Annotated in this window: 27 protein-coding genes and 2 tRNA genes; 16 read left to right on the plus strand and 13 right to left on the minus strand. The window is 61.8% G+C overall.

Features of this window, described 5'->3' with window-relative positions; all coding sequences use genetic code 11:
- Positions 1–7 precede the first annotated feature (7 nt).
- From QM694_RS03195 to QM694_RS03210, 4 genes are all read left to right on the plus strand, one after another.
- The gene (locus QM694_RS03195) at positions 8–451 is read left to right on the plus strand and encodes an AtaL-like protein (protein WP_415005497.1); all 444 of its coding nucleotides are present in this window, start codon (positions 8–10) and stop codon (positions 449–451) included.
- The gene (locus QM694_RS03200; RefSeq protein WP_415005498.1) at positions 408–1,139 is read left to right on the plus strand and encodes an SDR family oxidoreductase; all 732 of its coding nucleotides are present in this window, start codon (positions 408–410) and stop codon (positions 1,137–1,139) included. Before QM694_RS03195 ends, QM694_RS03200 begins: the two co-directional genes overlap by 44 nt.
- A 130-nt stretch (positions 1,140–1,269) precedes the next feature.
- Entirely contained in the window at positions 1,270–2,178 is a 909-nt protein-coding gene (locus QM694_RS03205; RefSeq protein ID WP_415005499.1) for a LysR family transcriptional regulator, read from the plus strand.
- Between the two features lie 256 nt (positions 2,179–2,434).
- Positions 2,435–3,574: a recombinase family protein gene (locus QM694_RS03210; protein ID WP_415005760.1), complete on the plus strand. Its 1,140-nt coding sequence runs from the start codon at positions 2,435–2,437 to the stop codon at positions 3,572–3,574.
- On the opposite strand, the gene QM694_RS03215 is transcribed toward QM694_RS03210, so the two are convergent.
- Positions 3,533–3,608 (minus strand) — tRNA-Asn (locus QM694_RS03215). The genes QM694_RS03210 and QM694_RS03215 overlap by 42 nt on opposite strands.
- Positions 3,609–3,712: 104 nt before the next feature.
- Here QM694_RS03215 and QM694_RS03220 point away from each other — a divergent pair.
- Positions 3,713–3,988 carry a PGPGW domain-containing protein gene (locus QM694_RS03220; RefSeq protein WP_415005500.1) on the plus strand — a complete coding sequence of 92 codons (276 nt, stop codon included), beginning with the start codon at positions 3,713–3,715 and terminating at the stop codon, positions 3,986–3,988.
- A gap of 11 nt (positions 3,989–3,999) precedes the next feature.
- Here the strand turns inward: QM694_RS03220 and QM694_RS03225 are convergent.
- A tRNA-Cys gene (locus QM694_RS03225) sits at positions 4,000–4,073 on the minus strand.
- 156 nt (positions 4,074–4,229) lie between these two features.
- Between QM694_RS03225 and QM694_RS03230 the strand changes: the two genes are divergently transcribed.
- From QM694_RS03230 to QM694_RS03255, 6 genes are all read left to right on the plus strand, one after another.
- Positions 4,230–4,886, plus strand: coding sequence for a protein-L-isoaspartate O-methyltransferase family protein (locus QM694_RS03230; RefSeq protein ID WP_415005501.1), 657 nt, complete (start codon positions 4,230–4,232; stop codon positions 4,884–4,886).
- Positions 4,887–4,962: 76 nt separating this feature from the next.
- A complete protein-coding gene (locus QM694_RS03235; RefSeq protein ID WP_415005502.1) occupies positions 4,963–6,342 on the plus strand; it encodes a TolC family outer membrane protein in 1,380 nt (459 codons plus the stop codon).
- 105 nt (positions 6,343–6,447) lie between these two features.
- Positions 6,448–7,134 carry a PopZ family protein gene (locus tag QM694_RS03240; protein ID WP_415005503.1) on the plus strand — a complete coding sequence of 229 codons (687 nt, stop codon included), beginning with the start codon at positions 6,448–6,450 and terminating at the stop codon, positions 7,132–7,134.
- Between the two features lie 82 nt (positions 7,135–7,216).
- Positions 7,217–7,501 carry a PilZ domain-containing protein gene (locus QM694_RS03245; protein ID WP_415005504.1) on the plus strand — a complete coding sequence of 95 codons (285 nt, stop codon included), beginning with the start codon at positions 7,217–7,219 and terminating at the stop codon, positions 7,499–7,501.
- 71 nt (positions 7,502–7,572) lie between these two features.
- On the plus strand, positions 7,573–7,869 hold the full coding sequence (locus tag QM694_RS03250; RefSeq protein WP_415005505.1) for a PilZ domain-containing protein: 297 nt from the start codon (positions 7,573–7,575) through the stop codon (positions 7,867–7,869).
- Positions 7,870–7,937: 68 nt separating this feature from the next.
- The gene (locus QM694_RS03255; RefSeq protein ID WP_415005506.1) at positions 7,938–10,598 is read left to right on the plus strand and encodes a valine--tRNA ligase; all 2,661 of its coding nucleotides are present in this window, start codon (positions 7,938–7,940) and stop codon (positions 10,596–10,598) included.
- A 15-nt stretch (positions 10,599–10,613) separates the two neighbouring features.
- On the opposite strand, the gene QM694_RS03260 is transcribed toward QM694_RS03255, so the two are convergent.
- Entirely contained in the window at positions 10,614–11,348 is a 735-nt protein-coding gene (locus QM694_RS03260) for an NYN domain-containing protein (protein WP_415005507.1), read from the minus strand.
- A gap of 114 nt (positions 11,349–11,462) precedes the next feature.
- Here QM694_RS03260 and QM694_RS03265 point away from each other — a divergent pair, with 114 nt between their 5' ends.
- Entirely contained in the window at positions 11,463–11,993 is a 531-nt protein-coding gene (locus tag QM694_RS03265) for a methylated-DNA--[protein]-cysteine S-methyltransferase (protein WP_415005508.1), read from the plus strand.
- A gap of 202 nt (positions 11,994–12,195) precedes the next feature.
- Here the strand turns inward: QM694_RS03265 and QM694_RS03270 are convergent, their stop codons facing one another.
- Genes QM694_RS03270 through QM694_RS03300 form a run of 7 tightly spaced genes read right to left on the minus strand, consistent with a single transcriptional unit; the run spans position 12,196 to position 18,772 of the window.
- A complete protein-coding gene (locus QM694_RS03270) occupies positions 12,196–12,663 on the minus strand; it encodes a hypothetical protein (RefSeq protein ID WP_415005509.1) in 468 nt (155 codons plus the stop codon).
- Positions 12,664–12,705: 42 nt separating this feature from the next.
- Positions 12,706–13,482 carry a precorrin-4 C(11)-methyltransferase gene (gene cobM, locus QM694_RS03275; RefSeq protein WP_415005510.1) on the minus strand — a complete coding sequence of 259 codons (777 nt, stop codon included), beginning with the start codon at positions 13,480–13,482 and terminating at the stop codon, positions 12,706–12,708.
- Positions 13,479–15,245, minus strand: coding sequence for a precorrin-3B C(17)-methyltransferase (gene cobJ / locus QM694_RS03280; protein ID WP_415005511.1), 1,767 nt, complete (start codon positions 15,243–15,245; stop codon positions 13,479–13,481). Before cobJ ends, cobM begins: the two co-directional genes overlap by 4 nt.
- Positions 15,239–15,943 carry a precorrin-2 C(20)-methyltransferase gene (gene cobI, locus QM694_RS03285; RefSeq protein WP_415005512.1) on the minus strand — a complete coding sequence of 235 codons (705 nt, stop codon included), beginning with the start codon at positions 15,941–15,943 and terminating at the stop codon, positions 15,239–15,241. The genes cobJ and cobI overlap by 7 nt, the downstream gene beginning before the upstream one ends.
- Positions 15,940–17,145: a precorrin-6y C5,15-methyltransferase (decarboxylating) subunit CbiE gene (gene cbiE / locus QM694_RS03290; protein WP_415005513.1), complete on the minus strand. Its 1,206-nt coding sequence runs from the start codon at positions 17,143–17,145 to the stop codon at positions 15,940–15,942. The genes cobI and cbiE overlap by 4 nt, the downstream gene beginning before the upstream one ends.
- On the minus strand, positions 17,142–17,756 hold the full coding sequence (locus tag QM694_RS03295) for a precorrin-8X methylmutase (protein WP_415005514.1): 615 nt from the start codon (positions 17,754–17,756) through the stop codon (positions 17,142–17,144). The genes cbiE and QM694_RS03295 overlap by 4 nt, the downstream gene beginning before the upstream one ends.
- On the minus strand, positions 17,753–18,772 hold the full coding sequence (locus QM694_RS03300; RefSeq protein ID WP_415005515.1) for a sirohydrochlorin chelatase: 1,020 nt from the start codon (positions 18,770–18,772) through the stop codon (positions 17,753–17,755). Before QM694_RS03300 ends, QM694_RS03295 begins: the two co-directional genes overlap by 4 nt.
- 216 nt (positions 18,773–18,988) lie before the next feature.
- On the opposite strand from QM694_RS03300, the gene QM694_RS03305 reads away from it, so the two are divergent.
- Positions 18,989–19,474, plus strand: a complete 486-nt coding sequence (locus tag QM694_RS03305; RefSeq protein WP_415005516.1) for a hypothetical protein — start codon at positions 18,989–18,991, stop codon at positions 19,472–19,474.
- Between the two features lie 7 nt (positions 19,475–19,481).
- On the opposite strand, the gene tyrS is transcribed toward QM694_RS03305, so the two are convergent.
- A complete protein-coding gene (gene tyrS, locus QM694_RS03310; RefSeq protein WP_415005517.1) occupies positions 19,482–20,726 on the minus strand; it encodes a tyrosine--tRNA ligase in 1,245 nt (414 codons plus the stop codon).
- An 81-nt stretch (positions 20,727–20,807) separates the two neighbouring features.
- Between tyrS and QM694_RS03315 the strand changes: the two genes are divergently transcribed.
- Positions 20,808–21,869: an anhydro-N-acetylmuramic acid kinase gene (locus tag QM694_RS03315; protein ID WP_415005761.1), complete on the plus strand. Its 1,062-nt coding sequence runs from the start codon at positions 20,808–20,810 to the stop codon at positions 21,867–21,869.
- Here QM694_RS03315 and QM694_RS03320 read toward each other — a convergent pair.
- Both QM694_RS03320 and QM694_RS03325 read right to left on the minus strand, forming a co-directional pair.
- A complete protein-coding gene (locus QM694_RS03320) occupies positions 21,843–22,763 on the minus strand; it encodes a DMT family transporter (protein WP_415005518.1) in 921 nt (306 codons plus the stop codon). The two genes, QM694_RS03315 and QM694_RS03320, sit on opposite strands and share 27 nt — an antisense overlap.
- Before the next feature lie 52 nt (positions 22,764–22,815).
- Positions 22,816–23,469, minus strand: a complete 654-nt coding sequence (locus tag QM694_RS03325) for an alpha/beta hydrolase (protein ID WP_415005519.1) — start codon at positions 23,467–23,469, stop codon at positions 22,816–22,818.
- 205 nt (positions 23,470–23,674) lie between these two features.
- Between QM694_RS03325 and QM694_RS03330 the strand changes: the two genes are divergently transcribed.
- Both QM694_RS03330 and QM694_RS03335 read left to right on the plus strand, forming a co-directional pair.
- Entirely contained in the window at positions 23,675–24,142 is a 468-nt protein-coding gene (locus QM694_RS03330; protein WP_415005520.1) for an Rrf2 family transcriptional regulator, read from the plus strand.
- A gap of 56 nt (positions 24,143–24,198) precedes the next feature.
- On the plus strand, positions 24,199–25,227 hold the full coding sequence (locus QM694_RS03335) for a cysteine desulfurase family protein (RefSeq protein WP_415005521.1): 1,029 nt from the start codon (positions 24,199–24,201) through the stop codon (positions 25,225–25,227).
- Positions 25,228–25,234: the final 7 nt, after the last annotated feature.

Raw genomic sequence — 25,234 nt, forward strand, 5'->3', positions numbered from 1 at the left:
ATCCGACATGATCTTCTCGACCGCCACCGTTCCGGTGAATGCGGAAGGCGAGACCAGGCTGTCCCGGGCGCAAGCCTGGGCCGGTCTGGAACTCAAGGCCCGTGACGCCCGACTGTTTCTGCCGCCCGGCCTCTGCACACGATGCGAGGTCGTCGAGGAAAGCACGACCCATTTCGTGCGCGAAGCCACGATCGCCGGCTCCGATCTGCGCGAGATCATCACCCTCGAACCGCAGAGCAAGGTCACCTTCTTCCAGGCGACCGGCCCGCGCGAGGGGGCGATCGTCAACGAGATTTTCGAGGACGATACCGGCGCCCTTCAGCTTCGCTTCTACTGCTATCTCGGCCTGCGCGGCAACACTTCTCGCCGATTGAGCCTCCCCTCCAGCACAATTCAAGGATCAGACCATGAAGAACGACAATCGCATCGCCCTCGTCACGGGCGCCAATAAAGGCATCGGCCTTGAGATCGCCCGCCAGCTTGCGCAAACCGGAATCCATGTCCTGGTCGGCGCGCGAGATCCCGGTCGAGGCAGCGCGGCGGTCGCCGAGCTTTCCGCCGCCGGGCTTCGGTCGCAGTTCGTGCGGCTCGACCTGACCGACCGTGACACCATCGCGGCGGCGGTCGAAGCCATCGCGGCCGAGCATGGCCGGCTCGACATTCTCGTCAACAACGCGGGGATCCTCGAAGCCGAGGATGGTCCGCCGAGTTCGGGCTCGCCGGAGGCTGCGCGCCGCATCATGGACACCAACTTCGTCGGCACGCTGGCGGTGACCCAGGCGATGCTGCCGCTGCTGCGCCAATCGCCCGCCGGACGGATCGTCAACCTGTCGAGCTCGCTGGGCTCCCTCACGCTCAATGGCGATCCGTCATCGACTTACTATGCCGTGAGATTGATCGGTTACAACGCATCGAAGGCGGCGCTGAACATGCTGACGGTGACACTGGCCGAGGAGCTGCGCGGCACCTCCGTGGTCGTTAACTCCGTCAGCCCAGGCTTTGTGAAGACCGATCTCAACGGAAACACCGGCATCATGACCCCGGAAGAGGGAGCAAGGCTGCCCGTCAAATATGCGCTGCTCGGCGAGGGCGCCGTCTCTGGCTCCTTCGTCGAACCGGACGGCAATACGCCCTGGTAGATGGCGCGACGACCGCGCGACGGTTTCAATCTCGGCCTCACGCGGTCGCCAAAATGCCCGCTCTCGGGCCTCCGCGAGACGATCATTGATCGGCTTTTTACATCGCAACCTGGATGGGGAGACAAGCGATATGCCAGACCTCGCCTTTGATCTCCGCCATCTGAAGTATGCCATGCTCGTAGCAGAGCACGGGAGCTTTCGGCGGGCAGCAGATGCAACGAATATACCGCAATCCACAATTACGAGGCGCATTCAGCTCTTGGAGGCGCAGCTTGGCGTCGCGCTGTTTGAACGCAGCAGAACGGGAGCCCGCCCAACATATTCCGGAGAGCGCTTTATTCGGGAGGCAACGTTTGGTGCCGAACATCTGTCTCGTGCGGTCACCGACCTACGCCATGTTCGTTCGGCACACAGTGGAATTCTGCGTGTTGGAATAGTCGGGTCGTTGGCCAGCGGCTTTTTGGCAGACCTGCTTAACCGCTTTCATCGGAAGCACAAAACCATCGATGTCGTGGTTGAGGAGAGCAGCTCTCAATCGATTGCCGCGGGGGTTTCGCAGGGGAGGCTCGATGTAGCCTTCGTTTGCGGATCACCGCGGTTAGCAGGTTGCCAGATTCGTCCTTTGTGGCGTGAACGAATTTTGCTTGCGGTTCCCGCAACGCACGCCCTCGCTTCAAACGAGAGCGTCAATCTGGAGGATGCTCGGAATGAGGTCTTCATCGTGCGCGCCCAAGGATCTGGTCCTGAAATCGAAGACTACCTCGTGCGACAACTGTCCGGGCCAAGCTTTCGACCTCGCATCGTGGCGCACAATGTAGGGGCCGAGAACCTGCTCAACATGGTCGCGAGAGGATTTGGGCTGACGCTCTCGAGTGAATCCGCGCTTGGAACGAGCTATTCGGGCGTAAGTTTCGTTCACCTAAGCAATTCGCAAGAGTTGGTAGAATTCAGCATTCTGTGGCGAACGACGACTGAAAACCCCGCAATGCGTGCTTTATTACAGCTATGCGCAGATGGAACACCAAGTTTTGTGCTCTAGCCATCAGAGTAAATTATCGGTCAAATATACGTTGCTTGGGAAGATGTTATTCCGAGTGGCCGTTCCCTATCAGGACATGGCCTCTCTTCTTTGGGATCGACGAAATCTATAAGCCGCCGATGCTCTACGCGCGATTATCCAGCGAACCCGCGAGGTCGAAATGAGCCCCGATCCTCTGCGGGTCGCGCGGAATTTTGGGAAAGGTTATTGGAACGGCTCCCGTCCGCCGTTCGGCTACAAGATCGTTGCCGCCGAAATGCGGGGAGCGCGGACCAAGAAGAAGATCGAGCCCGATCCCATCCATATCGAGACCGTGCGGCTGATCTTTCGCCTGGCCCGCGTCGGCGACGGGGACGGCTCCTTGGGCGTCCGGCAAATCGCGGGCTACCTGAACGAACGCGGGCTCCGGACGCAGACGGGCGGCCGTTGGGGTCTGGGGGCAGTCCACGAACTACTGACACGCACGACCTACATCGGGGTTCACCGTTTCAACGTCAGCGGCAAGCGCAAGGGCACCAAAAAGAACCCTGAGGACATTGTCGAGGTAGAGGTTCCTGCGATCATCGAGCCCGAGGAATTCGAGGCCGTTCAGGAACTGCTCAAGTCGCGGGCTCCGCAGCTCAAGGCGCCACGCTTCGTCAATTCACCGACCCTCCTGGGAGGGGTAGTCTATTGCGCCGACTGCGGCGGAGCTATGACCCTGCGAACGTCCGGCAAGGGTGAGGAATACCGTTACTACACCTGCTGCACCGCAGCCCGGCAGGGCAAGACGGGCTGTAAGGGTCGGACCATCCCAATGGCGGAGCTGGATTCGATCGTCGTCGAGCATATCGAGACGCGGCTGCTCGCGCCGGGGCGTCTGGAAACCATGCTGGGGGCGCTTGTGGAGCGCCGGTCGGACCACGCCGAGAAGGAAAAGGAGCGGATCACCGCCCTAAAACATCAAGCTGCCGACGCCGAGGAAAAATTGACCCGGCTTTATCGGGCCATCGAAAACGGTTTGGCCGACCTCGACGATCCGAACCTGAAAGGGAGGATCGGGGAACTGAAGCGGGTCAGAGATTCGGCTAGGGCCGACGTCGAGCGCGCGGAAAGCCGGGATGCCCGGAGCGCTACCATAACGATGGAATCGATCAACGAGTTCGCCCGGATGGCGCGCCTGCGGCTGCGCAGGGAGGACGGAACCTTCCGGAGGAGCCACATTCAAAGTCTCGTACAGCGGGCTGAGGTGGGATCGGACCAGATTGTGATCCGTGGTTCGGCCCTCAAGCTCCTCCAGACCCTCACCGAGGTGTCTGGAGGAAAGCCTGGAGTGGAAACTGCGGGGTTTGGCGTTCGCAGTTTCGTACCGAAATGGCTCCCCGACCTGGACTCGAACCAGGGACCATTCGATTAACAGTCGAATGCTCTACCAACTGAGCTATCGGGGAATGGCCGCCCTATAGCAGACCCGCTTGCCGGGGCAAAGGATTTTATCGGGGCAGGGCGGAGTGGAATTGCAACGCGTGCCCCCTATATTCCCGCCATGGGCAAAATGAAAATCGCCGGCCGCACCATTCCGCTCCCGGGCCACCCGGTGGCGCGGGCCACGCTGGGCATTGCCCTTGTCTCCGGCGGCCTGCTGGGCTTCCTGCCCATTCTCGGCTTCTGGATGATCCCGGTGGGGCTGGCAGTACTGGCGGTTGATTTTCCCATGGCCCGCCGCGCCCACCGCAGGCTCACCGTCAAGATGGGCGCCTTCCTGCACCGCAAGGCGCCGCGCCATGCCCATCTGTTCGGCTTCGGTGCGCCCCGTCCGGGCAAGCATTGAAAAAAGGAAATTGGAGGCCTCGCCCGGAATCGAACCGGGGTGCAAGGATTTGCAGTCCTCTGCGTAACCACTCCGCCACGAGGCCAACCGGGGAGCCGTATAGTCGAAGGCCCCCGGTGAAACAACAGCCATTCCTTCCCACTCACCGGTTAATAACCGGTGACCGCAGGTGGACTTGAAAGGTCAGTTTGGGTAACACCGGAAGTCACCCTTGCATGTTTGAGTCACAGGAATTTGCGTTATGAATTTTGCTGCAGCCCGCGAAAACATGATCGAATTGCAAGTGCGGCCGAATGGCGTCACCGACCATCGAATCATCGATGCGATGGCGGGCCTCGCGCGTGAAGATTTCGTGCCAGAGGCGCGCCGCGCCGTCGCCTATGCCGATGAAGACATTCCGCTTTCTTCAGGTCTTGAGCCGCGCTGCCTGATCGATGCCATGTCCTTCGCCAAGCTCATCCAGCTGGCCGCCATCACCCCGGAAGACAAGGTGCTGCATGTCGGTGCAGCCACCGGCTACGGCACGCTGGTGCTGGCTCGGATGGCAAAGTCGGTGGTGGCGCTGGAAAGTGATTCGGCCCTGCTGGGCGGCATCCGCAAGGCGCTCGCCGGGCAGGCGAACGTCAAGATCGCCGAAGGCGCGCTGAGTGAAGGTGTCAAGGCTGACGCGCCTTACAATGTCATCGTGGTCGAGGGCCGCGTGGCGGAAATCCCACAAAGCCTGATTAGTCAGCTTGCCGATGGCGGGCGTCTTGTCGCCGTGGTGGGCGAAGCCGATATGGCGAAGGCCTGCGTGCTCACCGTCAGCGGCAGCACCGTGGCGCGCCGCAAGGCCTTTGATGCGTCGATCGCGGCGCTGCCGGGGTTCCAGAAGAAGAAGCCTGCGTTTGTATTCTGAGGGACTGGCCAGAAGAGCCAGCCCGGTTGCGTTGGGGAGCGGGAAGTCGGGGACGTCAGACAAAAGTGAGTGGTCGATGAAGAGCAGTTTGGTTCGGCGGATATTGGGTCTTGCAATGGCGGCGGCGGTGATGGCCCCGGCCTCTGCCTTTGCGGACACGGTGGCGGATGCCATGGCGCAGGCCTATCTCGGCAACCCCACGCTGAGAGGCGCGCGCGCCGGACAGCGGGCTACTGACGAGCAGGTGCCGCAAGCCCTGTCCGGCTGGCGTCCCACGGTCACCGTCCAGACCGAGGTCGAGGCGGTTGGCGGCAAAACCAAGTCTTACATCACCAACAACAGCGCCAAGATCAAGGAAGTGCCGGGCTCGGTCAGCATCACGCTCACCCAGCCGATTTATAATGGCGGCAGGACAACGGCGTCGGTCGCCCAGGCCGAGGCCAATGTGAAGGCGGGCCAGCAGAACCTCCTCGCCACCGAGCAGAGCGTGCTCTACAACGCAGTGTCCGCCTATATCAACGTCTATGCCGACCGCCAGCTCGTCGCCCTCCAGCAGGAAAACGTGCGGGTGCTGCAGGCCCAGCTCGGTGCCTCGGACGAACGCTTCAAGGTTGGTGAAATCACCCGCACCGATGTGGCGCAGGCCCGCGCCAGCCTGTCGGGCGCCAAGGGATCCTTGGCCAATCAGCAGGCCATCCTTGCCGGCGACGTCGCCAAATATCTGCAGATCATTGGCAAGCAGCCGGGCAAGCTCACCTATCCCGAACTCCGCCGCATGCCGCCCAGCGTGGAGATCGCGCTCGCCAAGGCGGCTCAGCTCAATCCCAATATTCTCGCCGCCGCCTTCGTCGAGGATGCCTCGCTGCACCAGATCGACGTGCAGCGTTCGGCCCTCCTGCCGCAGATTTCGCTGCAGGGGCAGGCGGCCTATCTCAACGATTTTGACCATAATTCCGGCAGCAAGCAGCACACCTATTCGGTGGCGGGCGTCCTGTCCGTTCCGCTCTATGAGGGCGGCTCCGCCTACGCCAGCATCCGTGAGGCGAAGCAGCTGGCCAGCCAGCAGCGCATCGCGGTGATCGAGGTGGCGCGCTCGGTGCGCCAGGCCGTGTCGGCGTCGTGGAGCGCGCTCGCCGCCTCGCGTGAGATCATCGCCGCGGCGAAGGATCAGGTCTCGGCCTCGCAGCTGGCGCTGGATGGCGTCCGGCAGGAATATCAGGCCGGCACCCGCACCACGCTGGATGTGCTGAACGCCCAGGCCGATGTGGTGACCGCCAAGACCACGCTGGTGAACGCCCAGCGCAGCCAGATCCTCGCCGGTTACCAGCTTCTCGCCGCCGTCGGAGAACTCACCGCCCGCGACCAGCACCTGAACGTGCCCTATTACGATCCGCAGGAAAATTACAACGCCACCCGCGGCAAATGGATCGGCACCGGCGTCGAAACGGTGGAATAGCCTTCAGCCCTGTTGACAAGACGTGCCCCGCATCTGGCCCGGCCATGGCGCGGGTTTTAAGATGGAGGCCGAATCACTCATCCGTCACCGGAGAAGGGCCCCGCCGTGTCCGCCGAACCGAAAATGGAAGATCTGCTCGCCTCGATCCGCAAGGCGATCCACGAGGACATTGGCGAAGTGCCCGCCGCGCGCTCGGCCCCGCCGGCCCTGGTCCGCCATTTGCGCGAAGTGCCGAAGCCCGTTGAGACCCGCAGCGTTGAAACCCGCAGCGCCGCCGAACAGGAAATCCAGGACCTGCGCGACCGCATCAACCGCTCGCGCGTCACCGAGACGGCGGCGCAACTGCGCACCGGCCCCGCCACCCGCGTGCCGTCCTTCGCGGGCACAGCCCCCATCCGCCAGCAGCCCTCCTACCGCCAGATGGAAAGCCGCGCGCCGTCCCTCCGCGGCACCATTGACGACTATGATCCCCAGCAGACCTTCCACGCCGCGCGCCAGGCCGCCGTCGCCGAAGCCGCATGGGAGCCGGAGCCGGAAGAGGTTGAACCGCCTCCGCCGCCGCCAAAGCCGCAGCCCTTGCTCTCCCATGATGCGTCTCAGGCGACCGGTGCCGCCTTCGACAGGCTGGCCGACAATCTCCTCAGCCGCGCCACCGCCAACCGCTCGCTCGAGGCGATGACCACCGATCTTCTGCGCGGCATGCTCAAGAGCTGGCTCGACGACAACCTGCCGCAACTGGTGGAGCGGCTGGTGCGCGAAGAAATCGAGCGCGTCGCCCGCCGCGGCCGCTAGCCGCCACCAAGGGTTGTCGTTACCACATTATAAACAATCATAAGTAGTGTTCCGGAAGGCCGCACCCGGCCTGGTGGAATCTATGGAACAGCCGAACAAGCGCGGAGCGCCCCGCCAGCGTGTGCTGAAGGAGGGCAAGATCGTCACCATGGACAAGTGGTCGGTCTTCGATTGCACCATCCGCGACATTTCGGAATTGGGTGCGAGGCTCCGCTGCGCCGATCCGGCCTCGGTGCCCACGGATTTCCGCCTGCTCATCCGCTCCACCAATTCCATCCAGCCCGCCCATGTGGTGTGGCGGCGGGAGGACCAGCTGGGCGTCATGTTCACCGGCCCCGCCAAAACCGCTCCACCGCGCAAATTTTAGGCACAGCGGCTTCACCGGTTATAAACCCTTTGCCGCCTAGCATTGCTCCGTTCACGGAAAGAGTGTGCGCGATGGCGCAGCCTATGGATCATCCCGAATTGCGCGCCGCCCGCCGGATGCGGGTGCTGAAGATGGGCAAGATCATCCACAGCAACAATGCCTCGACCGTCGATTGCAAGATCAGGGATATTTCCGACACCGGCGCGAAACTCATATGCGGCGAGCAGATGGCGGTGCCCAGCACCTTCCGCTTTGTCACCCAGGGCGACAATATCGAGCGCGACGCAAAAGTCATGTGGCGTAAGGGCAATGAGGTGGGCATCACCTTCACAAGCCCGCCAAGGCCCTCGAGCCTCCGCAAGGTCTGACCTCGGGTTGCATGTGCGGGCGGGCTGGTGTTTATAGCCCGCCAACGCCAACCCATGCAGAATCCCCGATGCTCGAGAAGACCTTTACGCCTGCCGAAATGGAAGCCCGCCTCTATGCCGAATGGGAGAAGCGCGGCTTCTTCAAGGCCGGCCGCAAGCCAAAAGCGGAAGCCTTCACCATTGTCATCCCGCCGCCCAATGTCACGGGCTCGCTGCACATGGGGCACGCGCTCAACAACACCATTCAGGATATTCTCTGCCGCTTCGAGCGCATGCGCGGCAAGGATGTGCTCTGGCAGCCCGGCACCGATCACGCCGGCATCGCCACCCAGATGGTGGTGGAGCGCCTTCTCGCGCAGGAGAACAAGACAGACCGCCGCACCATGGGGCGTGAGGCTTTCCTCAAGCGCGTGTGGGAATGGAAAGAGGAATCGGGCGGCACGATCATCAACCAGTTGAAGCGCCTGGGTGCGTCGTGCGACTGGAGCCGCGAGCGCTTCACCATGGACGAAGGCCTGTCGCGCGCCGTTCTCAAGGTCTTCGTGCAGCTTTACCGCGAAGGCCTGATCTACAAGGACCAGCGCCTCGTCAACTGGGACCCGGTGTTCCAGACCGCCATTTCCGATCTCGAGGTTGAAACGCGCGAGACCAAGGGCAGCATGTGGTCCTTCGCCTATCCCCTCGTTGATGGCGAGATTGACGGCATTTCGGAAATCGTCATCTCAACCACGCGCCCTGAGACGATGCTGGGCGATGGTGCGGTGGCCGTTCACCCCTCGGATGAGCGGTATAAAAACCTCATCGGCAAGCTGGTGCGCCTGCCAATTGCCGAGCGGTTGATCCCCATCATTGCGGACGAATATCCCGACCCGGAATTCGGCACCGGCGCCGTCAAGATCACCGGCGCGCATGATTTCAACGACTTTGAAGTGGCCCGCCGCCACGACATTCCGCTCTTGAAGCTCATGGACACACAGGCGCGCATGATCTCGACGCCCGAGAACCATGTGCCCGAGCGTTACAACGGCAAGGACCGTTTTGAAGCCCGCAAGATGGTGCTGGAAGAGATCGAGGCGCTGGGATTCTATCGCGGCAAGGAAGACAAGGTCATCGCCCAGCCCTTCGGTGACCGTTCCAATGTCGTCATCGAGCCGATGCTCACCGAGCAGTGGTATGTGAATGCCGGTGAACTGGCGAAGCCCGCCATCCGGGCGGTGGAGCAGGGCGATACCGCCTTCATCCCGAAGAACTGGGACAAAACCTACTTTGAATGGATGAACAACATCCAGCCCTGGTGCATCTCGCGCCAGCTCTGGTGGGGCCACCAGATTCCTGCGTGGTATGCGCCCGATGGCATGATCTTCGTCGCCGAAAGCGAGGCGGAAGCGAAAGCCGATGCCGCGAAACATTTCGGCCATGAAATTGAACTGAAGCGCGACGAGGACGTGCTCGACACCTGGTTCTCTTCCGCGCTCTGGCCGTTCTCCACGCTGGGCTGGCCGGATGAAACGCCGGAGCTCAAGCGCCATTACAAGACCGACGTTCTCGTCACCGGCTTCGACATCATCTTCTTCTGGGTCGCCCGCATGATGATGATGGGCCTTCACTTCATGAAGGAGGTGCCGTTCCACACCGTCTATATCCACGCGCTGGTCCGCGACGAGAAGGGCCAGAAAATGTCGAAGTCGAAAGGCAACGTCATTGATCCATTGGAGCTGATCGACGCTTATGGTGCCGATGCGCTGCGCTTCACGCTGGCCGCCATGGCGGCACAGGGGCGAGACATCAAGCTGGCGAAATCGCGCGTCGAAGGCTACCGCAACTTCGGCACCAAGCTGTGGAACGCCGCCCGCTTCGCCGAGATGAATGGCGTGAAGCGCGATGAAAATTATGATCCGCTGGCCGCCCGCGTCACCGTCAACCGCTGGATCGCCGGTGAAGCCGCCCGCACCGAACGCGCGGTGAAGCAGGCGCTTCAAGACTACAAGTTCAATGAAGCCGCAGGCGCCCTTTATCAGTTCGTCTGGAATGTCTTCTGCGACTGGTATCTGGAACTCATCAAGCCAATTCTTCTGGGCACGGACGAAGCGGCGAAAGCCGAAACCCGCGCCACCGCCGCCTGGGTGATGGACCAGATCCTGCTGCTGCTCCATCCCTTCATGCCCTTCGTCACCGAGGAACTCTGGCAGCAGACGGCGGAGCGCAAGACATGGCTCATCGATTCCCCATGGCCAGCGTACAAGGGGCTGGGCGACCGGGAGGCCGATGCCGAAATCGAATGGGCGATCCGCTTCATTTCCGATGTGCGCTCGGTGCGCGCCGAAATGAACGTGCCCGCCGGCGCCAGGATCAGCGCCGTCATCGTCTCCGCCAATGCCGAAACCCGCCGGAGGGCTGCCGCATGGGAAAACGAAATCATGCGCCTGGCAAGGCTCTCCGCCATCACCTTCGAGGATCAGGTGCCCAAGGCTGCGGCCCAGATCGTGCTCGATGAAGCCACCGTCGCGCTGCCCCTCGAAGGCGTCATCGACTTCGCCGCCGAACGCCAGAGGCTTGCAAAGGAACTCGAAAAGATCGCCAGGGACATGGCCGGCATCGACGGCCGCCTCAATAATCCCGGCTTCGTCGCCAAAGCCCCGCCCGAAGTGCTGGAAGAAAGCCGCGACCGCAAAGCCGAACTCGAAGCCCGCAAGGCCAAAGTCAACGAGGCGCTGGGAAGGCTGGGGTAGCCAGGCCGCTGTGCTTCAATTTACGGTTGGTCTCTCCCTTTCGTCATTCCTGCGAAAGCAGGAATCCCGCTTTGGATTTAAACAGTTAGCGGAACCGTCGTGACGGATTGGGGTGAGCGTGACGATCTGGCCCTCTCTGGTAAAAAGCCCTCGCGCTTCCAAAAACGCCCCCGTTGACCCATAGCCTTTTTTGTAATGCGGATACTCGTTAAGAAGAGCTTGTCCAAGTTGTCCCGCGTGAGCCGTGATGCCATCCTTTGAAACGGTACGAAAGATTCGCAGCAATTCAGTGTCGCTGACTATTGCCTCGGGCGGTTCGGGAACGGTTTTGAAATCGTCAAAACTATTCCGAAAAGACTGATCAGTTTTATTTTCCCCGACTCCCGTGATTGCTTTCCCGTGCTGGCGAAGATGAATGGCCAGCAACGAAAAATCTGCATCGCTCGACGCGATTACCGCATGATCAAATCGATCGCCGTGCAGGAGAGCCACCGCATCAATGGTGAGAGCAAAGTCACTCGCGTTTTCCTTGAGGTGCTGCGGCGTCTGCATCGGCACCATGTGATGCGCCTTGATCGCGGACTCCCAATCTTTCAGCTTGTCTGCCTTTGCATAGCAATTGCGGATGATCAAATTGCCCAATGCTGAAGCATGCGTGACAATCTGCGATGCCAGCGTGTGCGATATATTCTCTGCATCGATAAAGAGCGCGACGCGCGGTTTGGCGGCTATCGGCGGCGTGACCATCATGATCCGTCAAAATGAATCTGACGGAAGTGTAATGTCTCTTGCTTATCGCCTCGGAAACATTTTCAATAAAGTTTTCGGATTGACGGGCAAGCGGGCGCAGTCGAAAACGCTTTCATGCCTCCCATCCTCCACGACCGCATCTCCACCCCCTTGGGCCCCATGGCCCTCATGGCGCGGGATGGGGTGTTGCTGGCGCTGGAGTTTGACGAGGAGGAGACCTGCATCGCCCGCGAGATGCGGCGGCGGTTTCCGGGAGAAAACGCTCAGCACACGGATAATCCCTTCGGCTTCACGGCGCTGATCGGATCCTATTTTGCGGGCGACCTCTCGGCCATTGACGGCATCCCCGCCGATGGCGGCGGCACGGAGTTCGAGCGGCAGGTGTGGGCGGAGCTGCGGCGCATCCCCTGCGGGGAAACGCAATCCTATGGCGAGGTCGCAAGGCGGCTGGGCGACCCCAACCTGTCGCGCGCCGTGGGGATCGCCAATTCCCGCAATCACAATGCCATCGTCGTGCCCTGCCACCGGGTGATCGGCAGCGACGGCACGCTCACCGGCTATGCGGGCGGCCTCCACCGCAAGCAGTGGCTGCTCCGCCACGAGCACGCGCCAGCCGTTGCGCAGGGCGATCTGTTTTCAATCTGAGCGGGAAACCGGGCACCGGCGGGAAATTGACAGAGTCAATTTCGCGCCCATGATTTTGGCATCCCGGCAGCTCCAAAAACCAACGAAAAAACATGTAATTTCCGGCGATTTTGCAGCGAAAAGCATCAAAAACCGCAATGAAAACGGTCCTAGGAAATGTTTCACATGAAACATCATCGGCCCAAATTTTTGAAGTCAAACCCTAGCTGCGGGCGATCCGCGTCAGGAAATAGCTGCCCATCTGGCGGGTGGATTTGCGCAAGGCCTCGCTCGGCGGCTTTTCCAGATATTTGGCCAGCGCCGCCTCCATCGCCTCGCCCAGCGTGCCGCGCGAGGTGGTGGTGGAAAGCACCGCCATGGAGGTGCGGCTGATGATATAGGCCTTCTGGCCCTCCGCCGCCCGCACGATGCCTTCCAGCCGGATCCAGTCCTCGGTGCGGTTGGCGAATTTGGAGGCATCGGTATCTTCCATGCCCTCCGTCAGCACGCGCAGCATGGCGCGGTCGAACATCGTGCCGGGCAGTGGCATGCGGGTGTAGAGATTGGCGAGGCACAGCACCAGCGCCTCGAGAAACCGCTCGCGGGTGCTTGGGCCCTCGCCGGGCGCGGGGCCTTTGCGCGGCTCCAGCACGGTTTTCACAAGGTTTTCAACGGCAGGCTGTTCAGTCACGGCTCAGGCTCCGGAAGGCGCCAGAAGCCTAGCCGGGATTGGTTAAGAGACCGCCTTCACCGTTTTGCGGTTTCGCAGCACATGCTCATGCGCGGCATCATAAAGCGCGCTGTCGCGGAAATGCTGCGCATCCAGCACCGGACCCACCAAAATCAGCGCCGTGCGGGTGAGCTTCGCCGCCCGGACCTTCTTGGCAATCGTTGAAAGGGTGCCGCGGATGATCTGCTGGTCCGGCCATGTTACCCGGTAAACCACGACAACAGGGCAATCAGCGCCGTAATAGGGCGTGAGCGCCCGCTCGATATAGCCGAGATTGCGGATGGAAAGATGGATGGCCAGCGTCGCCTTGGAGCGTCCAAGTTCCTCCAGCGTCTCGCCCTCGGGCATCGGCGAGGCCTGCATGGTGGTGCGGGTGAGGATCACCGTCTGGGCGATTTCGGGCAGCGTGAATTCGGTGTTGAGCACTGCCGCCGCAGCGGCAAAGGCGGGAACGCCGGGTGTCACGTCATAGGGAATGCCCAGCGCATCGAGGCGGCGCATCTGCTCGGCAATCGCCCCATAGATCGAAGGGTCGCCGGAATGAACGCGGGCCACGTCATGGCCCCTGGCCTGCGCCGCTTCGATCTCGGCAATGATTTCATCGAGATGCAGCGGCGCGGTATCGACCACCCGCGCCTCCGGAGGCGCCGCCTTGACGATCTCCTCCGGCACCAGCGATCCCGCATAAAGGCAGACCGGGCAGGACTGGATGAGTTTCAGGCCGCGCAGCGTGATGAGATCCGGCGCGCCGGGACCTGCGCCGATGAAATGGACAGTCATTCGGCGGCCTCTCGCTTCCTGGCATAACCGCGCGGCGTATAGGCATAGGTCTCGCCATTGCCGCGCTTGAAGGATTTCGATTGCGAGGAGCCGACCATGACAAGCGTCAGCATGTCCACATCCCCGGGGTTAAAGTCTGAGAAGGGCACGATCTTCACCTTTTCTTCCGGGCGGCCCAGGTTCGAGGCGATGATGACGGGCGTCTCCGGCGGCCGGTGCTTGGCCAGAATGGCAAAGGCCCGCTCAAGCTGGTCGCGCCGTTTCAGCGAGCGGGGATTATAGAAGGATATCACGAAATCGCCTTCCGCCGCCGCCTTGACGCGCCGCTCGATTATGTCCCAAGGCGTCAATAGATCGGACAGCGAAATGCAGCAGAAATCATGGCCGATCATCGCCCCGGCCTTTGCCGCCGCCGCCTGAAACGCCGAGATTCCGGGGATCACCTCAACCCGGATGCGGCAGGGCTCCAAATCGAGAATCTCATACACCAGCGCCGCCATGGCATAGATGCCGGCGTCGCCCGAACACACCAGCGCCACGGTGCGCCCCTGTTTCGCCAGCGCAATCGCATGGCGCACACGCTCTTCCTCGCCGCCCAGCGGAAAGCGGTGTTCTGTCTGATCCGTTTTCACCCGCTGGACCAGATCGAGATAGAGGCCGTAACCAACCCAGTCACTGGCAATGCTGAGAGCGGTGGTGGCTTGCGGGCTTCGCATGTACCAACCGCCCGGGCCGATCCCGACCACTTTCAGGATGCCCAACTCGCGGCCTCGTGATTCAATAACCGGTGACGGCGAACGGGCTACGGCGCAGGTTGCGCGGTTGCTCTTGGTCTTCGGCACAATGATCGCCCCATCGGGATTTGCCAGCGCCAGCGCCGCCGCTTCCGAGACCGAGGGTGTGCCAGTTGCCACAGCAACAGTAGCGGACGGCTGAGGAACCCGGCCAGCTACCGCGTTCAGTTCGTCAGCCGTGAAAAACCTGATCTCTGGCCAGAAGTCTTCCGCAATCGCTGGCTCATCTTCTTTCAGATCAAGCGTGCCGTAGTTGCTGACCGACCACTCGGCCAGCCCATGCGCGAGCAATGTCGCATTCACAAGGTCGCGAACATGATTATCTGGCGTGCCCCGCTCGCAACCCACTCCGACCGTGAGGGTTTGCGGGTGATAGACCAGATGGTCTGGCGCGCCCTCCATTTCCAGTTCGGTGATGGTGATGCTGAGCGTTGCGTCAGCAGATTGCGGAAGGGCCGAAAGCCACGGCGCATCACCGTGAATTTTCACCTTTTCGCCGCCCAACAGCCTTGCCGCGAAGGCTTTCATGTCATCACGGTTTCGCAGGGCGTATCCCGGCGGGCAATCGTCTAGTGCAATGCCGAACGCGACATCGCTGGCCGTGGTGATGGCGGCATGGCCGCCCGTGATCTCCGCGATGCGCCGCGCGAGGGCATTGGCGCCATGGTGGCCTCCCAGCAGCGGAACGACGCTCGATCCATCCTCGGCAACGGCGATCACCGGCGGTTCTGAAAACTTGTCGTTGAGATGGGGCGCAAGCGCGCGGATCAGGATGCCGCTGGCGCACAGGCCGATGATCGGGCGCTGCTCCTGGAACAGCCTGGCCAGATGCGCCGTGGCCTTGGGATAGTGAACATCGCCGCCTGCCACGCAGTCCGGCGTGTGGATTTCGCCATCGAACGCCGCCTTCAGCGTTTGCGCCACCGGCAATGCCGACGCGCCGAGCACGAAAATGACAGGCCTTACCATGGCTCGCGCCCCGTATAGACGAGGATCGTTGTGAAATAGGGCAGGACATCGCCCTCCACATCGGCGAGCGGCGTGATTTTCTCCTCATCCCGCGTGGCCTTTTCGATCACCACGCTTTTCGAGGTGAGATCGAGAAGGCCCAGAATATTGCGCAATTTCGGCAGGTGGCGGCCCACCTTGATGATGGTGGCGCTCTCGCAAGCCTGTAGCTCCTCACGCAGCCTGTCCTCGGCCAGCGTGGCCGGGAGAACCTTCAGCACCTCGTTCCGGGCCGCGAGCGGGCGTCCAATGGCGGCGGCGGAGGCGGTGATCGAGGAGACGCCCGGCACCACGACCGTCTCAAATTTCCCCGCCAGCCTTGCAAAGAGATACATGAAGCTGCCGTAGAAAAAGGGATCGCCTTCGCACAGCATCACCACATCGCGGCCTGCTTCCAGATGCGCCGCGATCTGCGCCGCACCGGCATCATAGGCCTTTTCGCCATGCTCGCGCTCGATCCGCATGGGCATGTCGATGGCAAGTTCCGTGGCATCGTCAGGGAAGAAGGTGCGGGCAATGTCGCGCGCCGTCGATTCCCCACCATTGGCCGAGAGATAGGCGATGACGCGCGCGGTGGAGACGAGCCGCCATGCCTTCACCGTCATCAGTTCCGGGTCGCCGGGGCCGACGCCCACACCGTAAAGAGTGCCCTGTGTCATGGTTTCCGTGTCTGCCATTGGGTGACGGCCATGCGGGGCTTGAGCGCGCGAAGCGGGCCGATGCGGGTGAGGCGGGAGATTTCGAGGCGTGTCAGGTCGCCGCCGTATTTCTCATGAAGATCATAGAGATGCAATTCGCCCTCGATGGTGACGACATTCACCACCATTGCGCCGCCGGGCTTCAAAGCCTCCCACGCGGTTTCAAAAATGCCAGGGATTCCTAGCCCCCCGCCGATGAAAACGGCATCGGGGGCCGGCTGGCCTTTCATGGTGTGAAGGGCATCGCCGGGAACCAGTTTCAGGCGCGGGGTGCCCAGCGCATCGGCATTGGCGGCAATCATCTTCAGCCGTTCCGGATCGCTTTCAAAGGCAATGGCTTCGCAGCCGCGCGTGGCGCGCATCCATTCAATGGCGATGGAACCGCACCCCGCGCCCACATCCCACAGAAGCTGATCGGGGGCAGGCGAAAGCGCTGCGATCGTCGTGGCGCGCACCTCGCGCTTGGTGAGCTGGCCATCGTGCTGGAAGGCATCATCCGGCAGGCCCGCTGCGCGGGACAGGATTTTGGCTTGCGGACCAGCGATGCAGGAAATGGCGAGCGTATTCAGGGGAGAGAAGTCCCGCGCCGGAACAGCGGAGGCGGCAAACGAAGATTGATGTTCGCGCGGGCCGCCCATGTTTTCCAGAACGGTGATCACGCTTTCACCGAACCCGCGCGCCACAAGACGGCGCGCCACTTCGGGAATGGTAGAGGCATCAGCGGTCAGCACCAGCAGTTTCGCGCCCGGCTGGATGAAGGGTTCGAGCGTGGCGGCATCGCGCCCGTGCAGGCTCAGCGTATCGCAGTCCGGCAGCGACCAGCCGAGACGCGCGGTGGCCAGTGTGAAGGCGGAGAGATGCGGGATGATCTCGGCCTCTTCGATCGGAATAAAACTCAGAAGCTTCCGCGCCACGCCATAATTCATGGGGTCGCCGGTGGCGAGGATCACTGTCCTGCGTCCGCGCAATGGCTTGATGCGATCCACAACGGCGGAGAAAGGCTGCGGCCACACGTGGCGCTCCGCCTTACTTGCGGGAATGAGCGCCAGCATGCGCTCGGAGCCGACAATCACCTTGGCATCGGCCAGTTTCGCGCGCGCCTGGGCGGAGAGGCCGCCTTGGCCATCCTCGCCCATGCCGATGATGGTGAGCCACTTGCTCATTCTTCGCCTCTTGTGAGTGCGTTGACAGCGGCTGACGCCATGGCAGAGCCGCCCCGGCGGCCCAGAAGCGTGGCATAGGGAATGCCGCGCGGGTTTGCCACCAGTTCCGCCTTTGATTCCGCAGCACCCACGAAGCCCACGGGAAACGCCACGATGGCCGCCGGGCGGGGAGCGCCAGAGCCGATCAGTTCCAGAAGTGCAAAAAGGGCCGTCGGCGCGTTGCCGATGACAACGAGCGCGCCCGCCAGATGCGGCGCCCACAATTCCACGGCGGCGGCGGAGCGCGTGGTGCCCTTGGCAGTGCCAAGGGCGCGCGCTTCCGGGTCGTTCAGCGTGCAGATGATGTTGATGTTCTTGCCGATGATGCCGTGCTTCACCATCTCGGCATCGACAAAGACCGGTTTATGCGCGTCGAGCGCCGCCTTCGCGGCATCATAAAAATCGGCGGTAATGCGCAAGTCCTGGGCAATTTCCGGCATGCCGCAGGCGTGGATGATGCGGCGGGCGATGCCATGGGCGCTTTGGGGCAGATGCGCAACATCAGCCTCCGCCCGGATCAGCGCGAAGGAGCGGGCATAGATCGCCTTGGGATCGCGGATATAATCGATCACGGCTTCTTCATGCTGTTGGGGCCGAGCGGATGATCGGCGTGCGGGTAGGGGGCATGCGTATGGTCATGATCGCCATGATGATGATGGTGATGGCCGCCTTTCACAATCGCATCGGGATCGAACGTGAATAGTGGGGCTGAGCCGGTGCCGATGCCTTCCACATGATGGTGTTGGCTTTCCTGCGCCGCGCCTACATCCGCCTCAAATCCCAGCACCTGCGTGCGGTATTTGCACATCTGGCAATTCATCGCGTTGTCGCCCGAGAGAATCTGCTCCACCCGCTCGATGAAGGTGTCGAGCACCAGCGGGTGATCGTTGAGATAGGGCACCTTGACGAATGAAATCTCCGGATGGCGCGCCGCCACCGCGTCCGTGGCATCATAAATCCGCTGCACCAGAATGCCGGTGAAGAGGAAATAGGGGAACACCAGAATGCGGCGGTAGCCAAGCTTTGCCGCATGTTTGAGGGCGGGTTCAACCAGCGGAAAGGTGACGCCGGAATAGGCCGTTTCAGCCCAGCCGAAACCGAAGCCCTCCCACAACAGGCGGGTAACTTTCGAGACGTTGGAGTTGGCATCAGGATCGGACGCGCCGCGGCCGACGACGACCAGCAAGGTCTCATGGCGCGGCACATCATTTCCGGCGGCATCAAGGGCCTGCTGCACCCGGTCGCCGGCGGCCCGCATCATCTTGGGATCGATGCCGAGTTCCTTGCCATAGTCGATGCGGAGGCCGTTTTGCGCGGCATAGGTGTTGAGAACGGAAGGGATGTCATTCTTGGCGTGGCCCGCCGCGAAGAGCATGCCCGGCACCGCCAGCACGCGGGTGACGCCCTGAGCCTTCAGGTTGTCGAGCCCGTTGCGGATGATTGGCGTGGCGAACTCGAGATAGCCATATTCGACAGGGTATTGCGGCAGCCGCTGCTTGAGATGACGGGATAGGACGGCAAACTCCGTCACCGCATCCTGATCGCGGCTTCCGTGGCCGCACAGCATCACACCCAGTCTATCTGCCATTTCAATGCGCCTTCCAAATCACCGCGCGGCCGGAAACCGGCTGGGAAGGCAGCTCCGGAGTTGGCCCCTCATTGGGTCAGCCGCACCGGAATCGCTCTCAGTCCCTTGGCGGGAACGCTGCGTGTGTGAGGTCGTAGGGGGCCAAGGAGAATTCGTCAAGGAAGCCAGCGACATGGCCTTGTGCAAATGCGCCGCCTGCCATAAAGGCAGCGCACCATGCGCAGATTTGCCTTTCTTTTCCTGATGATCGCCCCCGCCCTTGCCGCCGGATGGATGCATTATGACAATGCCCGCTTCGGCGTGGGCCTCGATATTCCACCCGGCTTCGTGAACGATGTGGACCCGCCGGATAATGGCGACGGCTTGACCTTCCATTCCGCCAACGGCACGGCGGAACTGCTCGTATGGGGCTCCAATCTGGTGGATGAAAGCTTTGCTGGTGACGGCCAATCGCGGGTGGAGCATGCGAAGGCTGAAGGATGGACCGTCAGCTATGACCGCTCATCGCCCAAGGGATGGCATGTGTTTTCCGGCAGCAGGAATGGCGTGGTGCTGTACGAAAAATCGATCGTGAGCTGCAACGGCACGCAGGCGTTGGCCTTCCGCATCACCTATCCGGAGGAAGAACTGCAGGCCTATAACGACATCGTCGCGCGGCTGGCCCTGTCGCTGAAAGCTGGGCCAGCGGCCTATTGCTCTTGAAGCCGCTTTAGGCTGGCTTCACCAACACATGTTTCTTCTTGCCCATCGATAGCTTGATTGATCCGTCATTGCCCAACTGGGCACTCGTCAGGACCATCTTGTCATCCGAGACCTGCGCGTCATTCACGCGGATGGCGCCGCCCTGAATATGACGGCGCGCTTCGCCGTTCGATGAGGCAAAGCCCGCTGCGACAAGCGCCTGCAACAGGCCGGCGCCTGCGTTCAGATCGAGCGAGATGGTGGGAAGGCCGGCGGCACTTTGACCTTCCTCAAACGTGCGGCGGGCGGTTTCGGCTGCGGCTTCCGCTGCGGCGCGGCCATGCAGAAGTGCCGTCGCTTCGTTGGCCAGCACCTTCTTTGCGTCATTGATTTCCGACCCGCCAAGCGCCGCGAGTTTTGCAATCTCGTCCAGCGGCAGCTCGGTGTAGAGCTTGAGGAAGCGGCCCACATCCGCGTCCTCGGCGTTGCGCCAGTATTGCCAGTAGTCATAAGGCGAAAGCAGATCGGCGTTGAGCCAGACGGCTCCCGACATGGTCTTGCCCATCTTGGCGCCGGAAGAGGTGGTAAGCAGCGGGGACGTCAGTGCGAAAAGCTGCTTCTGGTCGCAGCGGCGGCCCAGCTCGATGCCATTGACGATATTGCCCCACTGGTCCGATCCGCCCATTTGCAGGATGCAATTCTGGCGGCGCGACAGTTCGAGGAAGTCATAGGCCTGCAGGATCATGTAGTTGAATTCGAGGAAGGTGAGGGGTTGCTCGCGGTCGAGGCGCAGCTTCACCGAATCGAAGGCCAACATCTTGTTGATGGTGAAATGCACGCCATAATCGCGCAGGAAATCAATGTAGTTGAGGTGATCCAGCCAGTCCGCATTGTTCACCATCACGGCGTCTTTGGCGCCGCTGCCGAAGGCGAGGAATTTGGCGAAGACCTGCTTGATGCCGTCGAGGTTCGTGGCAATCTGCTCAACCGTGAGGAGCTTGCGCGATTCATCCTTGAAGGATGGATCGCCGATCTTGGTGGTGCCGCCGCCCATGAGCGCGATGGGCCGATGCCCTGTCTTCTGCATCCAGCGCAGCATCATGATCTGCACCAGTGACCCGGCATGCAGGCTGGTGGCCGTTGCGTCAAAACCGATATAGCCCGAAATGGAGCCTTTCATGCAGGCCGCATCAAGTCCTTCCGGATCGGAAATCTGATGCACGAATCCGCGTGCTGAAAGAGTATGAAGGAATTCGGATTTGAACTGGGACATGCCGGTTTGCTTCGTTTCTGGAGTGGCGGGCTCTTAGCACGGGATATTGATGTGTCAAAACCGCTGACCGCGTTGGGGCTGATGTCCGGCACCTCGCTCGACGGGATCGACGTGGCGTTGATACGGACGGACGGAGAGGCGCTGGTGGAGCGCGGCCCCTCTCATACCTATGGGTATGACGCCGCGTTTCAGGCCATGCTGAAGCAGGCGATCGCCGATGCGGCTGATATGACGGGCCGCGCCGCGCGCCCAGGTTCGCTTGCCTATGCGGAGCGGTGGATTACCGAGCGCCATGCAACGGCGGTTCGAGCGTATTGCCGGGACAAGAGCATCAGCATTTCAGATATCGATGTGATCGGATTTCATGGACAGACGGTGGTTCACCGGCCCGAGATCAAACTCACGGTGCAGTTGGGAGATGGACGGGAACTTGCGAAGGCATTGGGGCGGCCTGTGATCCATGACCTGCGCGCGGCCGATGTGGCGGCTGGCGGGCAGGGCGCGCCATTGGTGCCTGTCTATCACCGTGCCCTCGCCGCCGGCTTGCCCGAGCGGCCCATCGCTTTTGTGAATATCGGCGGCGTCGCCAATGTCACCTGGATCGGACGCGACGGCGAATTGCTCGCCTTCGATACAGGGCCCGGCAATGCGCTCATCAACGATTGGTGCAAGGCCAGAACGGGCGCTGATTATGATGAAGGCGGGACGCTCGCCGCCCAAGGCAAAGTGGACCACGCCGCGCTGGCGCAGCTGATGGGACATCCCTATTTCGAGGAGCCGCCACCCAAGTCTCTCGACCGCAACAGTTTTGCAGGATTGCAGCTCGATCATCTCTCGGATGCGGATGGTGCCGCCACATTGCTGCGTTTTACAGCAGACAGCATTCGCCATGCAGTGGAATGGCTTCCAGAAGGGCCGCAACGATGGATTGTGTGCGGCGGAGGCCGGAAGAATTTGGCGCTGATGGCAGCACTTGAGCCAGGGTTTGAAACATCGGAGCACGCCGGGTTCGACGGCGATTCGATGGAGGCGGAAGCGTGGGGCTATCTGGCCGTGCGCTCCCTCAAAGGTCTGCCCATCACCTTCCCGGGCACGACGCGGGCGCCGGAGCCGATGTCAGGCGGCGTTCTTGCCGAGCCGTGAGCGCTTCAGAAGCCTTCCGTCAAAAACGATGAGCGCGGCGCCGATGAGCAGTGTGCCGATGATCTCGCGCCATGCCAGCGCTTCACCGAGAAACGCGTGGCCCAATATGATTGCCGAAATCGGAACCAGCATCGTCACCAGCAGCACATTGGCGGCGCCCGAGCGCGCCAGGATCTGGAAGAACACGATATAGGCCAGGGCCGTGGAGAAAACCGCCATGGCAATGATGGCGGCCCATGCGGCAGATGACGCGCCGAACAAGGCTGCAGGCTGGTCGAACGCGAAAGCGAGGGCGATCATGAGAACGGTGGAGCAGAGCAACTGTCCCGTCGCCATGGTGAGCGGCTGAATGCCTGTCATCATGCGCTTGGCCCAGAGGCCTGAGAGGCCATAGCTCGCGGCAGCCGCCAAGCACATGAGAATTCCGAGCGTCTGGCCGTTCAGGGTTGTGAAATCGGCACCTTTCAGCAGAGCGACGCCCGCCAGCCCGATCAGCAGCGCCACGATCTTGCGCCTGATCAGCGGTTCAACGCCGCCAGCCGCCAAAGCCAACGCGCCGAACATCGGCGTCGTGGCGTTGATGACCGAGGCAAGCCCGCTGGCGATCATCGTCTGCCCGCCGACGATCAGCGAGAACGGGATGACATTGTTCAGAACTGCCATGCCGGCGAAGCCGATCCAGCTGGCGCGGTCCCGCGGCAGTTTGCCGATCATTGCCCAATGAAGGGGCAGGAGCACGGCGGCGGCGATTGTGACCCGCGCCATGACGATGACGAAGGGCGGCAGCTCTTTCACCGCCACGCCAATGAAGAAGAATGACCCGCCCCATAAAATCGAAAGGAAGACGAGAAGGCTCCAGTCGCGGAGTGACATTGGTGAGGAGCTGGGAGTCATGCGGCGAGACTGCCCGCGAAAGGACGGCTATGCCACCCGAAAAGGGAGATGCTCAGGCCTGACCTTCGCGCGCCATGCGCTTGTCGAGATAGGTGGCGCAGACCTTGGTCAGTTCCTCGATCTTGTCCTGGAAGAAATGGTTGGCACCGGGAATCACCTTGTGCTCGATGACAATGCCCTTCTGCGTTTTGAGCTTGGAAACAAGGCTGTGCACGGCCTCGGGCGCCGTCACGGTGTCCTTCTCGCCGTTCACGAACAATCCTGAGGCCGGGCAGGGCGCGAGGAACGAGAAGTCATAATGCTTGGCCAGCGGCGCAATGGAAATGAAGCCTGAAATTTCGGGGCGGCGCATCAGCAGCTGCATGGAAATCCACGCGCCAAAGGACACGCCGGCAATCCAGCACACCTTCGATTCGCGGTTGAAGGACTGAAGCCAATCGAGGGCCGAGGCCGCATCCGCCAGTTCGCCGGCGCCGTTTTCAAACAGGCCCTGGCTGCGGCCCACGCCACGGAAATTGAATCGCAGCACAGAGAAGCCACGGCTTTGATACATCTGGTAGAGGGAATGCACGATCGGGTTGTTCATCGTGCCGCCAAAGCTCGGATGCGGATGCAGGATGATGGCGATTGGCGAACCGGGAGCCTTGTTGTGGTGGTAACGGGCCTCGATCCGGCCGGCAGGACCGTTGAAAATCACCTCAGGCATGGGGCGTGGCTTCCTTTTGAGAATTCCCCGAAAATTTTACACGAGAGCCGATGAATAGTTGACTCCACAAGTCGGGTATTCTATATCCAGTTTAGAATTGTTCAAGACAGGGCGGGCGCGTAAGGTCCGTCCGGGGCCTCGCCTTTAGCACGGGTCGAGGGTTGAAAAGCAAGCTTTTCGTGCGCCGGGATATGGGATTGCCGCGATGAAGATGAGCACCAAGGGCCGCTATGCCGTCATGGCGATGATCGACATCGCCACCCATTCGCATGGCGCGCCGGTTTCGCTGGCCGAAATTGCCGAGCGACAGGATATCAGCCAGGAGTACCTGGAGCAGCTGTTCGGCAAGCTGCGGAAAGCCAAGCTGGTTGAAAGCGCCCGCGGCCCCGGCGGCGGCTACCGGTTGGCGCGCCCTGTGGCCGATATTCCCATTTCCGATGTGATTCTGGCGGTTGACGAGGAATTGCGGGTTACCCGCTGCGGTGGTGATGCGGTGGATGGCTGCGTGCTGGGCGAGCGGTGCAACGCTCACGACCTCTGGTCGTCGCTTGGGCGGCAGATGATGTATTTCCTCTCCTCCATTTCGTTGGAGGATGTGGTGGAAAAGCGCAACCTGGCGTTGGCTGCCACCATCAAGCAGACGACAGACCGCCACGCGAGAGCCGCGCGGTGAGGACTTACCTCGACCATAATGCGACGTCGCCCCTCCGGCCTGAAGCGAAGGCCGCGATGCTGCGCGCGATGGAGATGGGCGGCAACGCCTCCTCGATCCATGCCGAAGGCCGGGCGGCCAAGGCATTGCTGGAAGACTCGCGCGATGCGGTGGCGCGGGCGCTGGGGGTGATCGCCCCTATGGTGGTGTTCACCAGCGGCGGTAGCGAAGCGAACAATCAGACACTCAAGGGTGCGCCGGTGGAGCGGCTGCTGATCTCGGCCATCGAGCACCCGTCGGTGATCGAGGCCGCCAAGGCATCCGGCAAGCCTGTCGAGCTTCTTCCGGTGACGCCTGATGGTGTGATCGATCTTGATGCCCTGCGGCGGCTTCTGCCGGGGCCGAAAGCGCTTGTCAGCGTGATGCTGGCAAATAACGAGACGGGAGTTATTCAACCGCTGCGTGACGTTGTGGCGCTGGCGCAGGCGCATGGCGCACTGGTCCACACGGATGCCGTGCAGGCGTTCGGCAAGATGCCGGTGAATTTCGGCCTGCTGGGGGTCGATGCCATGACTGTGTCGGCCCACAAGCTGGGCGGGCCTGTCGGTGCAGGGGCGCTGATCCTGCGCGATGGGCTGGCGATCGGACCGCTAATCCATGGCGGCGGGCAGGAGCTGCGGCGGCGGGCTGGCACCGAAAATCTCCCGGCGATTGCCGGATTTGGCGCTGCCACGAAATCAAGAATTGCACCATATATCAACGTATTGCGGGATAAGCTTGAAACCATTTTTGAAGGCGCCGTGATCTTCGGGAAGGGCATGCCGCGCCTGCCCAATACCACCTGTTTCGCCATGCCCGGCATGAGCGCCGAAATCTTGCTGATGGCTTTTGACCTCGAGGGGATCGCCGTATCTTCCGGGTCTGCCTGTTCGTCCGGCAAGGTCACGCGCTCGCATGTGCTGGCCGCCATGGGCCATGCGCCTAAACTCGCCTCGGCGGCGATCCGCGTGTCGCTTGGCTGGGACACCACCGCCGAACATATCGATCATTTCCGTGCCGTGTGGCTGAGGCTTCTTGCCCGCCGCAAGGCGCGCGCCGCCGCATAGGATTTGC

Origin of the sequence: Aestuariivirga sp., assembly GCF_047602625.1 — a bacterium.
Classification (GTDB): domain Bacteria; phylum Pseudomonadota; class Alphaproteobacteria; order Rhizobiales; family Aestuariivirgaceae; genus Aestuariivirga.

Excerpts from the sequence above, each read along its gene's own strand:
- QM694_RS03210 (WP_415005760.1), top strand. The coding sequence starts at position 2,435 with ATGCGGGGAGCGCGGACCAAGAAGAAGATCGAGCCCGATCCCATCCAT.
- tyrS (WP_415005517.1), bottom strand. The coding sequence starts at position 20,726 with ATGTCCCAGTTCAAATCCGAATTCCTTCATACTCTTTCAGCACGCGGA.
- QM694_RS03230 (WP_415005501.1), top strand. The coding sequence starts at position 4,230 with ATGAATTTTGCTGCAGCCCGCGAAAACATGATCGAATTGCAAGTGCGG.
- cbiE (WP_415005513.1), bottom strand. The coding sequence starts at position 17,145 with ATGAGCAAGTGGCTCACCATCATCGGCATGGGCGAGGATGGCCAAGGC.
- QM694_RS03320 (WP_415005518.1), bottom strand. The coding sequence starts at position 22,763 with ATGACTCCCAGCTCCTCACCAATGTCACTCCGCGACTGGAGCCTTCTC.
- QM694_RS03250 (WP_415005505.1), top strand. The coding sequence starts at position 7,573 with ATGGCGCAGCCTATGGATCATCCCGAATTGCGCGCCGCCCGCCGGATG.
- QM694_RS03255 (WP_415005506.1), top strand. The coding sequence starts at position 7,938 with ATGCTCGAGAAGACCTTTACGCCTGCCGAAATGGAAGCCCGCCTCTAT.
- QM694_RS03315 (WP_415005761.1), top strand. The coding sequence starts at position 20,808 with ATGTCCGGCACCTCGCTCGACGGGATCGACGTGGCGTTGATACGGACG.
- QM694_RS03300 (WP_415005515.1), bottom strand. The coding sequence starts at position 18,772 with ATGGCAGATAGACTGGGTGTGATGCTGTGCGGCCACGGAAGCCGCGAT.
- QM694_RS03335 (WP_415005521.1), top strand. The coding sequence starts at position 24,199 with ATGCTGCGCGCGATGGAGATGGGCGGCAACGCCTCCTCGATCCATGCC.
- cobI (WP_415005512.1), bottom strand. The coding sequence starts at position 15,943 with ATGACACAGGGCACTCTTTACGGTGTGGGCGTCGGCCCCGGCGACCCG.
- cobM (WP_415005510.1), bottom strand. The coding sequence starts at position 13,482 with ATGACTGTCCATTTCATCGGCGCAGGTCCCGGCGCGCCGGATCTCATC.
- QM694_RS03245 (WP_415005504.1), top strand. The coding sequence starts at position 7,217 with ATGGAACAGCCGAACAAGCGCGGAGCGCCCCGCCAGCGTGTGCTGAAG.
- QM694_RS03205 (WP_415005499.1), top strand. The coding sequence starts at position 1,270 with ATGCCAGACCTCGCCTTTGATCTCCGCCATCTGAAGTATGCCATGCTC.
- QM694_RS03330 (WP_415005520.1), top strand. The coding sequence starts at position 23,675 with ATGAAGATGAGCACCAAGGGCCGCTATGCCGTCATGGCGATGATCGAC.
- QM694_RS03195 (WP_415005497.1), top strand. The coding sequence starts at position 8 with ATGATCTTCTCGACCGCCACCGTTCCGGTGAATGCGGAAGGCGAGACC.
- QM694_RS03325 (WP_415005519.1), bottom strand. The coding sequence starts at position 23,469 with ATGCCTGAGGTGATTTTCAACGGTCCTGCCGGCCGGATCGAGGCCCGT.
- cobJ (WP_415005511.1), bottom strand. The coding sequence starts at position 15,245 with ATGGTAAGGCCTGTCATTTTCGTGCTCGGCGCGTCGGCATTGCCGGTG.
- QM694_RS03220 (WP_415005500.1), top strand. The coding sequence starts at position 3,713 with ATGAAAATCGCCGGCCGCACCATTCCGCTCCCGGGCCACCCGGTGGCG.
- QM694_RS03265 (WP_415005508.1), top strand. The coding sequence starts at position 11,463 with ATGCCTCCCATCCTCCACGACCGCATCTCCACCCCCTTGGGCCCCATG.
- QM694_RS03235 (WP_415005502.1), top strand. The coding sequence starts at position 4,963 with ATGAAGAGCAGTTTGGTTCGGCGGATATTGGGTCTTGCAATGGCGGCG.
- QM694_RS03305 (WP_415005516.1), top strand. The coding sequence starts at position 18,989 with ATGCGCAGATTTGCCTTTCTTTTCCTGATGATCGCCCCCGCCCTTGCC.
- QM694_RS03260 (WP_415005507.1), bottom strand. The coding sequence starts at position 11,348 with ATGATGGTCACGCCGCCGATAGCCGCCAAACCGCGCGTCGCGCTCTTT.
- QM694_RS03200 (WP_415005498.1), top strand. The coding sequence starts at position 408 with ATGAAGAACGACAATCGCATCGCCCTCGTCACGGGCGCCAATAAAGGC.